Consider the following 13309-nt stretch of genomic DNA (forward strand, 5'->3'; position numbering starts at 1 on the left):
GGGACGTCAAGGCTGGTGGTCAGCACCGGCCTGCCGGCTCGGAGAGCCCGCAGTGGTTGCCGGCGAAGGTGTTGCTCCCGGTGTCGCGGTCCGCGAGGTCCGCGGGCCCGTTGCGGGTCACCGTGTTGTCGCTGATGGTGTTCTCCGTGCTCGGTCCGCCGACGAAGCTGCGGAACAGCACGATGCCGCCGGACATCGGCGACGTGCCGGTGTTGCCGGTCACCCGGTTGTGCGTCACCCGGGTCTGCTCGACGCCGGTCAGCACGATCCCGACGCCCTGCAGGAACGGCAGCTTGTCGGTGGCGGGGCAGTACGCGTTGTTCGCCGTCACCTGGTTGAAGCGGACCGCCAGGTCGCCGGCCCGGGGGCGGCCGTCGTCGCCCACCACGAAGACGCCGGCGCAGTTGCCGCCGATCGTGTTGTGCTCGGCCGTCAGGTCGCGCAGCCGGCGGATCACCAGGCCCATCCGGTTGTCGGTCAGGCGGTTGCCGGTGATCAGCGTGCCCTCGGTGTCGATCGCGCCGCCCTTGCCGTCGGCGATGTTGGCGAGGAAGAGGCCGGCCTCGCCGTTGTGCCGGGAATCGTTGTGCTCGAAGCGGCCGCGGATCGACTTCTCCTGGCTGATCCCCTCCTCGCCGTTCTGCTCGGCGAGCACCTCACGGACGGTCAGCCGGTCGGTTTCCGAGGCCGAGATCCCGTTGTGCGGGAAGCCGGAGACGGTGAGCGACTCGATCCGCACCCCGGCGAGCCGGTTGCCGGCCGTCCCGGTGACGCAGATGCCGTGACCGGCCGCGGCGCACCCGGCCGCGGTGCCAGTGGAACTATTCACGCCGGCATCGGCCTGACGGGTGATCACGGTCTGCCGGCCGGTGCCGCGCAGGGTCAGGCCCGGCACGGCGATCTGGACGCTGCCGTGGTACGTGCCGGGGGCGATCATGATCGTGTCGCCGGGGGCCGCCCGGTCGACGGCCTGCTGGATCGACTCGCCCGGCCGCACCAGGTGCACGGTGGCGGCCCGGGCGGGCGTGGCGGCGACGAGGCCGAGAAGCATCGCGGCGGCGGCGCTCGCCGCGGCGGTCGCGGCGAGCTTGTGGGACGGCCCGGCGGCGGCCGGGACCTGGTCGGCGGGGGCGGCGGGGTTTCGCGCGGAGATTCGTACGGACATGAGTCCCAACGCTAATCGGGGTGGTCACCGTCCGCCATCGGAGAGTAACGCAGGGCATCGCCGGAACGGACGTATCCGGATAGCTGTGGTGATCTTTTATCTAACCGGGAATATTTGAAATATTGAACCAACCTCACGTTGCGAGGCCCGGCTGTCGGCTACTATTTCATCAGGCATTGACCTCATCCCCCGATCAGCTCTACGGACGGGGATGAACGATGCCCAACTCCGGGGACGGGAAACGACCGAGCCGAGGTCACATGGGACAGAACGACACTTCCAAGCACGAGGGCGGCGACGTGATCGCCACTTCGCCGACCCGGCAGCTGCTCATGGAGTCTGCCCAGCGCGCGATCACCGAGCACGGCTACAACAGCGTCAGCCTGCGCAGCATCGCGCGCGAGGCCACCGTGGACCCGAGCCTGATCCGGCACTACTTCGGATCCAAGGAGAACCTGCTGATCGCGGCCGTCTCGGCGCCGGTCGATCCGCAGGCGGTGGTCCGGCGGGTGCTGGCCGGCCCGACGAGCACGGTCGGGCAGCGGCTGGTCGGCGCGCTGATCGAGGTCTGGGAGGCGCCCAGCACCTCCGCGAACTCGCTGGCCCGCCTCTCCGCGCTGCTGACCAGCGTCGAGGTCGCCGAGATGGTGCAGGACCAGTTCGTCTCCGCGATCCTGCGCTCGGTGACCGAGGAGGTCAGTCCGGACCACCACGAGCTGCGCGCGGACCTGGTCGCCTCCCAGATGATGTCGCTGGCGATGACCCGCTACCTGGTGGCGGCGCCGGCGATCGCCGACGCCGAGCAGCAGGAGCTCTCCCGGATCATCGGCCGGACGGTGCAGCGCTACCTCATGGAGCCACTGGCCGCCGAGACGGTCGGATCCCGCAGCCGCTGAGCGGTCGCCCGCCGGGCGCCGCGGCCTTGCCCCTCGTCAGCTGATGACTTCGTCCGTTGATGAATCCGGGAGCGACGCAGGCGACAGCCGAACCGCCCCTGACGACTCTGTCGTCAGGGGCGGTTCGGCGTCGGCAGGCGTGCCTGGCGGTGACGGGAGCCGGAGCGCAGAGCCGTCAGAGCCGGCCGAGCAGGTAGCGCTGGCAGACGTCGGCGACGCTGAAGACCAGCTGCTCGCTGCGGAGCGTGGAGAGGCTCTGCGAGCCGACCACGTCGCGCATCAGGGCCAGCCCGATCAGCTGGGTGCCGACCAGCGCCGCACGCAGCTCGGGCCGCTTGCGGCCGAGCGCGGTGGTCACCGGCAGCAGCGTCTCCTCGGCGAGGAAGCCGCGCAGCGCGTTGGCCGCGCCGTCGGACGCGCTGACCGACCGCAGCACGGCGGTGACCTGCGGCCGGACCTCGGGCTTCGCCCAGTGCGTGACGAACGCCCGGACCAGCCGCTCACCGGTGCGGTCCGCCGCACCCTCCAGCACGATCGGGAGCAGGTCGGGCACCGCGAAGGCGTCCTGGATGACGGCGGCGAAGACACCCGCCTTGGTCAGGTAGAAGTGGTGGATCAGCGCCACGTCGACGTCAGCGGCCTTCGCGATCGCCCGGGTCGTGGTGCCCCCGAAGCCCTGGGCGGCGAACTCCTGGCGAGCCGCTTGCAGGATCACGTGGTCGCTCACCGTCGGGCCGACCCGCCGGCCGGTCCGCTTGCGCCACGCGGTGCCTTCCGCGCCTTCCTCGGCGTCCACCAGGCCCCAACCTCCCTCGGCCGTGTACGTATGCGACCGTGCCCGTATGCTACCGCGCCGGTGCTGCCGGGTCAGCGGCGCCTCCACCCGTAGTCCACCCCCCGCTCACCCACAGCCCGGCCGCCGACCGGACGGTGTGCGTCGGGTCGACGGCGGGCGGGCGGCTGCGAACGGAGCGGCCGTCAGGCGGCGGACCGCCAACTGACCGGCGAGCGGTAGTACGGGAGTCGCTCCAGTCTGCTCCAGTGTGGGCTCTCCGGTTCGGCGCAGCAGGCGGGACGGGCGGTGACCAGGCCCAGCACGACGACCAGTGCGGCGAGTTCGTCGTCGGTGAGGACGCCTCTGACCACCCGGATCCGCGCGGCGGCGCCCTCCTCGGCCGGCCCGTCGGATCTCTCGATGTCAGCTGACATGGCGCACGACCTCCAGTCCTACGAAGGACCCCGGTGCCGCGGAGCCGCCGGCCACGACCCGGGGCCGGACGGGTTGCGTCCGGGCCGCGGGCAGTGGCCGACGGGCGGCCGGGGCTCGATCGGCGGTGACCCAGCGATGGCTCAGCGGTGGCTCAGCCGGCGGTCCTGCGGGCCGCCTCGACCGCCGAGGGCTTGATGCTGGTCAGGTTCTCCCTGGTGAACATCTTGCGGAACTCCGGCGGCGCCGCCGTCTTGCTCCAGGCCAGCATCCGCAGGCGCTTGGCGGCGGTGAAGTGGTAGTACCGGTCGTCCGGATCGGCGAACTTGTAGAGCGGTGGCACGAACGCGCCCCGGTCCAGCAGCGCGAAGATCCGGTCCGCCGCCGTTCGCGGCAGCAGCACGTCCTGGTCGACCTGCCCGATCAGCTCGAAGGTCTCGTCGAGCAGTTCCGGCAGCCCGGCCGGCAGCTTGAACCAGTACGGGCCGTCGTCGAGCCGGTTGACGCCGCTCCAGTCCCCGCTGCGCAGGCTGTCGTTCCGCACGGACTTGAGCATCAGCGCGGCCACGATCGACCAGAGCAGCCAGACCCGGGAGAGCGCGTTGAAGAGGTGGAAGTCGTTCGTGGCCGTCCGCGCCGCCACGAAGAACCGGTCGTTGAGCGCCGCCAGCTCCGTCTGGAGCCGCGCGACGGGCTCGAACCGCCGCACCGACCAGTCGTCGGTCCTGGCCGCCCGGATCAGCGCCGGAGCCAGCGCGTTCACCACCTCGGCCGCGACCGTGACGTCCCGGGAGAGGAAGAGGTCGTTGCGGCCCGAGCTGCGCTCCAGCAGGAACGCCCGCGGCAGCACCGTCTCGGCGGCGGTGAACTGCCAGACCTTCTCGCTGGACCAGGGCTTGGCCGCGATCGCCCGGGCGAAGCAGCGCTTCAGGCTCGGGAACCGCTCCACCACCGCGCGGAACGCGAGCTCGGGGTCGGCCGGCAGGTCGGGGAACCGGTCGGCATCGACGCTCAGCGCCACCCCGCAGAGCGGGTTGCCGGCGCCCTCGTGGTTGTCGAAGTGCGCGACCTGGAGCCAGCCGCCCGGGAACAGGTGGCTGATCGTGCCCCAGGACCACGGCGTCGCGCTCGGGTAGCTGCTCTGGTCGACGCAGTCCTCGAACGGGGTGACGCCGCGCAGGTGGGTGGCGATCACCCGGGAGCGGTGGCGCAGCCCTGCGCCCTCGGCGGCCTCGCCGACCCGGCGCAGCAGCGGCGAGTTCGGGCCGAGCGAGTCCACCACGTAGCGGGCCCGGTACGCGGTGCCGTCCGAGAGCCGGACGGTCGCGCCGGCCTCGCCGAGTTCGACCTCCGCCACGGTGGGCCGGTAGCGGACCACCTTGGCGCCGCGCTCCACCGCGAGCTCCCGGGTGAACTCGTCCACGTCCGGGCGGTACGGGTGCCACTCGGAGTGCTCGCCCGGCACGTTGAACTGCAGCGCGTTGCGCGGGCTCTGCTCCCGGCCCGGCTGGTGGTACAGGAAGCCGAGGCTGCGCTTGACGCCGCTGGTGCGGCGCAGTTTCTCCGGCAGCTCGCTGGTGAGGCCGAAGGCCGCGAGCTCCGGCAGGTCGAACCGGCGGGCCAGCGTGAAGAACACCTCGGCCGTGTAGGGCACGGTGGTCTCGCCGGCCACCTGCTCGGGCCCGTCCGCCGCGTCGAGCAGCAGCACCCGGACGCCGTGCCTGGCCAGGATCGCGGCGAGCAGGCAGGACGCGAGGTGGCTGCCCAGGACCGCGACGTCGTACTTCTCCGCCGGGTCCGCGAACGGGGTGTCCACCGGCGACAGCGGTTCTGTCTGATGCATCGTCATGTCCCGTCCGTGTCTCAGCCCTTGATGCTGTGCAGCCGGTGCTTGACGAAGCCGCCGAGCGCACCGCGGACCATCGCGCCGACCTCGGGCTGCGCATCGGTGTGCGACCACTTGCCGGCCCGCATCATCTTCGGCGGCGTCGCGTGGAAGAACTTCTCGTTCGGGTCGGTCAGCCCGAAGGACGGCGGCGAGTAGTCGGCCTGCTGGAGCATCGCGACGATCCGGTTGGTCGCGGCGGCGGCGCTGAGCGTGCCCGCCTCGACCTGGACGCACAGGTCCCGGGTGTTCGCGGTGAGGTTGAGGTAACCGTCGCTGATCGGGCACGGGTTGCCGGGGTTGTCGTTCTTCTCCAGGTCCCGGAAGACGTTGTCGTCCCGGTTGCGCAGGAACGCGAAGTAGGCGTTCTCCAGCCGCATCGCCCCCAGGATGCTGCCGATGCCCCAGACCCGGTAGACCGCGTTCCACAGGTCGTAGTCGCGGAAGCCCACGAACGAGCTGAAGACGATGTCGTCGTGGTAGTCGTAGAGGCCCTGCTGGAGGTCCTCGACGAACTGGAAGTTCTCCATCGACCAGTCGCCCGAGCGGGCCGCCGCGATCAGGCGCCAGGCCAGCGCGTTGACCACCTCGAAGGAGTTGTTCAGGCCGCGCGAGTAGAGCGCGTCGATGAAGCCGGCCGCGTGCGAGGTGAGGCAGAAGCGGTCGCCGACCAGCTGCTTGGACGAGTACTGCAGGCGGCCGGTGGAGGTCCACGGCCGGACCGGCTTGGCGTCCTTGAACTGCGGCTTGAGCTCCGGGAACCGCTCCAGGAAGTTGTCGAACTCCTGCTGCGGCGAGACGGAGTCGTCCTTCGGGTGCATCCGCGGGTCCAGCGTCAGGCCGACGCTGACCAGCGGGTTGAAGGACTTGGCGTGGTTGTCGAACGGGATCACCCACATCCAGCCGCCGTCGAAGACGTGGTGCAGCGTGCCGTTGTGCCACGGGCTGGGCTGGTTGTGGCCGGCCGCCGCGGGCGTCTGGTCGAACGGGCGCACGCCGGTCATGTGGGTGAAGAGCGTGCGGGTGTGGGTGCGCGCGCGGCTCGGGTTCTCGCGCAGGCTCAGCTTGTCGGCGAGCGGGGAGCGGAACCCGCCGGCGTCCACGATGTACTCGGCCCGGAAGACCTCGCCCTGCTCCGACTCCAGGACGACGCCGTCCTCGGTGATGTCGATGTCCGCGATCCGCACCGGCGAGCGGCCGTCGGCGCCGTACTTGATCGCCAGGTTGTACATGTACGTGTCGGTGTCCTGGCGGAACAGGTGGGTCTCGGTGCGCAGCAGCTTCGGGATCACGAACTGGTTGATCTCGGCGGGGTTCTGCCGCTGGCCCTCGCGGTGGTAGACGAAGCCGAAGTTCTGCTTCAGGCCGCAGCTGCGCGAGACGTTGTCCCGGATCCCCTGGAAGCTGGCCAGGTGCGCGATCTCCGGCACCTGGTAGCGCTCGGAGATGATCCGGACGATGGAGGAGGTCTGTGGCACCGTCGATTCACCGATCGCGAATCTCGGATGACTGGCGGCATCCACCAGGAGGACGCGGACCCCGTTGCGCGCGAGCACCGTGGCCAGCATCGAGCCGGCGATGCCCGCACCGAGGATCGCGACGTCGTACTTCTCCGTTCCCTGCGACATCTTGTGGAGCTGGGTCATGCCCTCACCACCCTAATCGTTGGCTGTTGACGTGGATTCGACGACGCGAGGCGGCGCATGCTCCACACTTGATGAATACTACAAGCGATGATTTGGCTGTCAACGGCTGCGGCCCCCGGCGGCCGAACCGGACCGCACATCCGAAAGTGCCCGGCATGAACGCGTCGAATGAGCGTCCACCGCAAGGGCATTGCGGAAAAGGCGATGGCGGTGATCCGAAGATCACCGCCATCGCCTTTTCCGCGCGGGGTGCCTGGGGAGGTGGGCCCCCGCCTCCTGTCGGTCGTCGGTCGCAGCTCCCGGTCAGACCCCCTTGCCGGGCTTCTCGCAGTACTGGTCGGAGGAGCCCGGCAGGTCCTCCACGCACTCGCTCGCCATGTTGCCCGGCAGCGGGCGCCGGGTGACGTCGGCCGAGGTCGTCGCGACCAGCATCGGTACCCGGCCGCTGATCTCGGTGACGATCTCGCCCCGGGTACCGTCCCCGGCACACCGGGTGCCGAGGATCGTGTACCGGTAGCTCACCTGGGCGTCGGGCACCGAGGCGTAGCTGAGCGAGACGCTCGGGCTCGGCGGTGCCATCGTGACCAGTTCGCCGGAGCCGATGTCGGTGCCCCAGAGCCGGGCCCGGGTCACCGTCGAGGTCTCGGGCCGGCCGTCGCCCGCGTCGATCGCACCGCCTTCGAGCATGATGACGACGGTGATCTCCCCCGGCCCCAGATAGCCCAGCTGGAATGTGAGCAGGTGCCGGGAATGATTTTGATCGATCGGCAGGAAACAGCTTCGGAGCAGCAGCCCGTCCGGCTCGTACAAGAGGGTGGCCGCCTCCGCGCAGCTGAACTGAACAATGTTCACACATTCCCCCCGTTTTGAACCGTGCACCCGCCAATGCCGGTTGCCTGTCGCCAGGACCCTACCGGCCAGCCCCGAGCGCTACGAGGCTTTGCCCTCGCCTTGCCGTACTAGGAAAAGTCCCAGCAGGAACTCAGCCCAGTCATTGGCATCGGTGGCGAAGAACTCATGGCTCTTGAGCTCAATCCGGAGGTCCTTGCGGCACCGTCCGACCAGCTCCATCACCATCAGCGAGTCCAGCCCCATCTCCAGCAGGTGGAATTCGCCGGCCAGCTCGGACAGCGGCAGCCGCAGGATCTGCGCGAGCTGCTCGCGCAGGTAGACCTGGAGCAGGTCGATCTGTTCGTCGTGGCCGGCGGCCTGCGTCAGGTCCACCAGGATCGCCGCGTCGAGGCCGTCGTCGTCCTGGTCGGAGCCGGTCTCCAGGAGCCGGAAGACCGGCCGCTCGGCCCGGGCCTCCATGATCGGCTTGTAGATCGACCAGTCCGCCGCACAGACCACCTGGTCCGTCTCCTCCCCCGCGAGCAGCGCGCTCATCAGCCGCAGGCACTGCGGCGCGGAGAGCAGCCGCAGGCCGGTGGCGGTGAGGAACTCGACCACGTCGTCGCCGAACAGACTGGACGCCAGCTCCCAGGAGCCCCAGGCCACGGTCAGCGCCGGCAGGCCGAGCGCCCGGCGCTGGTGGGCCAGCCCGTCGAGGAACGCGTTCGCCGCCGAGTAGCTGGTCAGGTGCTGGGAGCCCCAGGTCGCCGCGACCGAGGAGAAGCCGAGGAAGAAGTCGAGCGGCACGTCGAGGGTGGCCTCGTGGACCGCCCAGCCGCCGAGCACCTTCGGGCGCCAGACCGCGTCGTACTCCTCCAGCCGGACGTCGCGGACGAACTGCGGCAGCGAGACACCCGCCGCGTGCACCACACCGCGCAGCGGCAGCGGGTCCGCGGCGAGCCGGGCGACCAGCCCGGCGATCGCGCCGAAGTCGGCGACGTCGGCGGCGACCACCTCGACCTCGGCGCCGAGCGCCTCCAGCTCCTGGACGGCCCGGATCCGGTCCCGGGTGGTCTCGCCCAGCGCGCTCAGGTCCTGCCAGGTGGACCGGTCGGGCAGCGGGGTGCGGCCGAGCAGCACCAGCCGGCCGGCCCCGCGCAGCGCGAGCCAGTGGGCGATGGTCAGGCCGATGCCGCCGAAGGCGCCGGTGATCAGGTAGCTGCCGTCGGGGTGGACCGCCACCTCCCGGCGCAGCTCGGCGGCGCCCGGCCGGCTCGGCACGATCCGCGGCACCCTCAGGCCACCGGCGCGCAGCGCCTGCTGGTCCTCGTTGCCGGTGCCGGCCAGCGCGGTCAGCAGCAGCGTGAGGGAGTCACCGTCGGCGTCCGGGTCCAGGTCCACCGCGCCGCCCCAGTGCTCGGGGTGTTCCAGCGCGAAGACCCGGCCCATCCCCCAGAGCGTGTTCGCGACGGCGCTGTGGCCCTGCTGGCCGTCCACCGCCGGCATCGCGCCGCGGGTGAGCAGCGTGAGCCGGACGTCCGCGCAGCTCGGCTCGCCGATCATCGCCTGCACCAGGCCGACCGCGAGCAGTTCCGCGCGGTCGCGGTACTCGGTCAGCCGGGCGGCGTCGGTCTGCCCGGCGGCCGGCGCGTCCAGGCCGGTCAGCAGCACGACCCGGCCGGGGTTCGAGGTGCCCTCGCGCCAGTCGGCGAGCACGCCGGCCAGCAGCTCGGCGTACGGGCCGTTCGACGGGTCGGCGGGCAACGCGTCCTGCGGCGGCTGCCAGAGCTTGTACGTGGCACCGCGCTCGGCGAGTTCGGCGGCGAGCCGCTCGGCGACGCCGCCCTGGTCCGCCACCAGCAGGAAGTCGGTGCCGCCGACCAGCCGGTCGACCTCGGCGGCCGCGGCGGCCTCCTCGGCCTCCTCGATCGGCAGCCAGTCCATCCGCAGTAGCAGTTGCTGCGGGTCGCGCCAGGGCTGGCGGGTGTCGCCGACCGTCTCGTCGGGCGCGATCCGCAGGCCGGTCGCGTGGCCCAGCCAACTGCGGTCCAGGGCCAGGAAGTCGACACCGTCCGGACCGGCCTGCAGATAGCGGACCAGCTCCGGCTTGGCACAGCGGAACTCGACGAGCTCGGCGGGGACGCCGACCGGCCGCTCGGCCGCCCAGCTCAGCGCGGCGGCCGCGGCCGCCAGCAGCTCGGCCCGGCCCTGCCCGGCGCCGCCGGACAGCTCCAGCAGCGTGCCGCGCTCACCGCGGGCCGCGCGGACCAGCACCTCGGCGAGCGCTGGTGAGAGCTCGACGCTCTGCCAGTCGAGCCCGCGCCCGGTGTAGTCGCCCTCCTCGCCCAGTACAGCGTCCGCCGTGCGCAGCGCGGGGCGCCGGCGCAGCACACCGGCGGCGTGCAGCCGCCACGGCGCCGCCGAGGCCTCCTCGGCCGCGGAGGTGCTGCGGAACTCGAACCGCGCCTCGGTCCGGTCGTCGTCGGCGGTCAGCGTCAGCTGGAGGCGGCGCGGTTCGCCGGCCGTCGCCAGTGGCTCACCGGCGACCACCTGCTGCACGGTGCCCCAGGCCCCGCCGAGACCGTCGGTCGCGGCGAGCAGCGCGACGTCGATCAGCGAGCCGAGCGCGACGAAGGAGCGCTCACCCACCTGGTGCGCCTCGCGGGTCCACCGCTTGTCGTCCAGCGCGATCCGGTAGGTCCCCGGCGTGCCGGTCACCCGCTCGCCGACGCCCTCGACCGCCTCGCCGGCCACCAGGGCCGTCTGGGCGCCGCGCTGGTGCGTCGCCTCCGGGAACCAGTAGCGCTCGCCGTCCCAGGCGTAGGCCGGCAGCGGCACCCGGCGGATCGGCTCGCCGTTGTGGAAGGCAGCCCAGTCGACGGTCACGCCGCGCAGGTGCAGCGCGCCGACGGCGGCCATCACCCGCTGGTGGTCCTCATGACCGCGTCGCAGCGACGGTGTCCAGCTGCAGCTCGGGTCGTCGATGCCGCGCGCGCCCAGGCCGGAGAGCACCGGCTGCGGGCCGAGCTCCAGGAAGGTCCGGAAGCCGTCCTCGTGCAGCGTGCGCACGCCGTCCTGGAACCGGACCGCCTGGGCCGCGTGCCGCACCCAGTAGTCCGGGCCGAGCTCGCCGGGCGCCAGCAGCTTGCCGGTGACGTTGGAGACGATCGGGATCTGCGCCGGCTTGTACTCCAGGGTGGCGGCCACCGCGCGCAGTTCGTCCAGCATCGGGGCCATCAGCGGCGAGTGGAACGCGTGCGAGACCTGGAGCAGCCGGTTCTTGACGCCGGCGGCCGCCAGCTTCGCGGTGACCTCGGCGACGTGCTCGGCGGTGCCCGAGATGACGGTGTCCGCCGGCCCGTTGACGGCGGCGATCGACACCGTGCCGGGGTGGTCGGCGATCGCGGCGAGCGCGCGGGCCTCGTCGCAGACCACGGTCGCCATCACGCCGCCCGGCGGCAGCGCCTGCATCAGCCGGCCGCGGGCCGCGACCAGCTTGACGGCGTCGGCCAGGCTCAGCGCGCCGGCGACGGTCGCCGCGACGATCTCGCCGACGCTGTGGCCCATCACGGCGGCCGGGCGCACGCCCCAGGAGAGCCACATCCGGGCCAGCGCGTACTCGACCGCGAAGAGCGCCGGCTGGGTGTAGCCGGTCAGGTGCAGTGGCGAGTCCTGGTCGCCGGGCAGGTCGATCACCTCGGCGATCGGCCGGTCCAGCAGCGGGTCGAGCAGCGCGGTGACCTCCTCGAACGCCTCCCGGAAGGCCGGTTCGTCGCGGAGCCCGCGGGCCATCCCCGGGTACTGCGAGCCCTGGCCGGTGAAGAGCCAGGCGAGTTTGCGCTGCCGGTGCGGGGCGAGGGTCTGGGTGACGTACGCGTCGCTGCGCTCGCCGCGGGTGAACGCGGTCAGGCCCTCGACCACGACGTCGAGCGAGTCGCCGGCCACGGCGAGGCCGTGGGTGAGCCGGCTGCGGCCGACCTGGGTGGTGTAGGCGGCGTCGGCCAGCGGGGTGTCCGGCTGGTCGGTCAGCTGCCTGACATAACGGGTGGCGAGCTCGCGCAGCGAGACCTCGCTGCGGGCCGAGAGCGTCAGCACGTTCCACCGCCGGTTGTGCGCGGCGGCCGCGAGTGCGGCGGCCGGCGGCTCGGCGATCACCGCGTTGGCGTTGGTGCCGCTGGCGCCGAAGCTGCTGACCGCACCGGCCCGCAGCTTGCCGCCCTCGGGCCAGGGCCGGTTGCCGGTGGCGACCTCGATGTTCAGCCGGTCCCAGTCGACGTTCGGGTTCGGCACCGAGAAGTTGAGGTGCGGCGGGATCTCGCCGTGCTGGATCGAGAGCACCAGCTTGAGCAGGCCGGCCACGCCGGCCGCCGACTCCAGGTGGCCGATGTTGGTCTTCACCGAGCCGACCAGCAGCGGGTGTTCGGCCTCGTGATGGCGGCCGATCACCGCCTCCAGCGCGCGCAGCTCGATCGGGTCGCCGAGCGAGGTGCCGGTGCCGTGCGCCTCGACGTAGCCGATGTCGGCCGGCTCCAGCCCGGACTGCGCGAGCGCGGTGCGGACCACCGCCTGCTGGGCGGCCGGGTTCGGCACGGTCATGCCGCTGCTGCGGCCGTCGTGGTTGACGGCCGTGCCGCGGACCACGGCGATGATGTTGTCACCCGCCGCGACGGCGTCGGAGAGCCGCTTGAGCACCACGATGCCGGCGCCCTCACCGCGGGCGTAGCCGTCGGCGGAGGCGTCGAAGGTCTTGCAGCGGCCGTCGGGCGCGAGCGCGCGGAACTTGCTCATCAGCACGAAGCCGTACGGCTGGAGCATCATGTTGACGCCACCGGCCAGCGCCATGTCGCACTCGCCCAGGCGCAGCGCCTGGCAGGCGTCGTGCAGCGCGACCAGGGAGGAGGAGCAGGCGGTGTCGACGACCTGGCTCGGGCCCATCAGGCCGAGCGTGTAGGAGATCCGGCCCGCCATGAAGCTGGGTTCGCCGACCAGTTGGTAGGCGTCCACGTCGTCGATGTCACCGATCTCCTGGCGCATCCTGACGTAGTCGGTGGTGCTGACGCCGAGGAAGACGCCGGTCTGGCTGCCCTCCAGGCTGTCGGGTGCGTAGCCGGCCCGCTCCAGCGCCTCCCAGGCGACCTCCAGGGTCAGCCGCTGCTGGGGGTCCATGCCGATCGCCTCGCGCGGCGAGATGCCGAAGACGGCGGGGTCGAACCGGTCCACCTCGTCGAGGAAGCCGCCACGGATCACATACGCCTTGCCCGGAGTCTCCGGGTCGGGGTCGTAGAAGGGCGCCGGGTCGGCCCGGTCGGCCGGGAACTCGCTGGTGGCGTCCACGCCGTCCTGCAGCATGCGCCAGAACGACTCGGGGTCGTCGACCCCGCCGGGCATCCGGCAGCCGAGGCCGATGATGGCCACCGGCTCGTCCGGAACCGTCTTGGCCTCACCGTCCTTCACCGCCTTTTTCAGCCGTTCGATCATCCGGACGGCTTCCAGCAGCCTGCGCCGGTCGTCCCCGGCGCCGTTCTTCGTCGGGTTGTCGGCATTGTCGCGTTCAGTTGCCATTGGTCGGGGACCTCCAGCGCCAAATGACTCTTCAGTTGATGACTTCTTATGATGCTACAGAGGATGACTTGGCTGTCAACGATTCGCTGACACAAGGCCATATTGCGACTTGCTTGC

General features: G+C 71.6%; 8 protein-coding genes. 1 reads left to right on the forward strand and 7 read right to left on the reverse strand.

Going from position 1 to position 13309, the window contains the following annotated elements:
• Positions 1 to 19: 19 nt before the first annotated feature.
• On the reverse strand, positions 20 to 1051 hold the full coding sequence (locus AC060L_RS30975) for a right-handed parallel beta-helix repeat-containing protein (protein ID WP_483802295.1): 1032 nt from the start codon (positions 1049 to 1051) through the stop codon (positions 20 to 22).
• A 374-nt stretch (positions 1052 to 1425) separates the two neighbouring features.
• Here AC060L_RS30975 and AC060L_RS30980 point away from each other — a divergent pair, with 374 nt between their 5' ends.
• Entirely contained in the window at positions 1426 to 2061 is a 636-nt protein-coding gene (locus tag AC060L_RS30980) for a TetR/AcrR family transcriptional regulator (protein WP_483802278.1), read from the forward strand.
• 175 nt (positions 2062 to 2236) lie between these two features.
• Here the strand turns inward: AC060L_RS30980 and AC060L_RS30985 are convergent, their stop codons facing one another.
• From AC060L_RS30985 to AC060L_RS31010, 6 genes are all read right to left on the reverse strand, one after another.
• Positions 2237 to 2857: a TetR/AcrR family transcriptional regulator gene (locus AC060L_RS30985; RefSeq protein WP_483802279.1), complete on the reverse strand. Its 621-nt coding sequence runs from the start codon at positions 2855 to 2857 to the stop codon at positions 2237 to 2239.
• A gap of 182 nt (positions 2858 to 3039) precedes the next feature.
• Positions 3040 to 3270, reverse strand: a complete 231-nt coding sequence (locus AC060L_RS30990; protein ID WP_483802280.1) for an acyl-CoA carboxylase subunit epsilon — start codon at positions 3268 to 3270, stop codon at positions 3040 to 3042.
• A gap of 152 nt (positions 3271 to 3422) precedes the next feature.
• Entirely contained in the window at positions 3423 to 5117 is a 1695-nt protein-coding gene (locus tag AC060L_RS30995; RefSeq protein WP_483802281.1) for an NAD(P)/FAD-dependent oxidoreductase, read from the reverse strand.
• A 14-nt stretch (positions 5118 to 5131) separates the two neighbouring features.
• A complete protein-coding gene (locus tag AC060L_RS31000; RefSeq protein ID WP_483802282.1) occupies positions 5132 to 6799 on the reverse strand; it encodes an NAD(P)/FAD-dependent oxidoreductase in 1668 nt (555 codons plus the stop codon).
• Positions 6800 to 7102: 303 nt separating this feature from the next.
• Positions 7103 to 7651 carry a hypothetical protein gene (locus AC060L_RS31005; protein WP_483802283.1) on the reverse strand — a complete coding sequence of 183 codons (549 nt, stop codon included), beginning with the start codon at positions 7649 to 7651 and terminating at the stop codon, positions 7103 to 7105.
• 78 nt (positions 7652 to 7729) lie between these two features.
• On the reverse strand, positions 7730 to 13192 hold the full coding sequence (locus AC060L_RS31010; RefSeq protein ID WP_483802284.1) for a type I polyketide synthase: 5463 nt from the start codon (positions 13190 to 13192) through the stop codon (positions 7730 to 7732).
• Positions 13193 to 13309: the final 117 nt, after the last annotated feature.

It is taken from the genome of Kitasatospora sp. NEAU-69 (assembly GCF_057158765.1).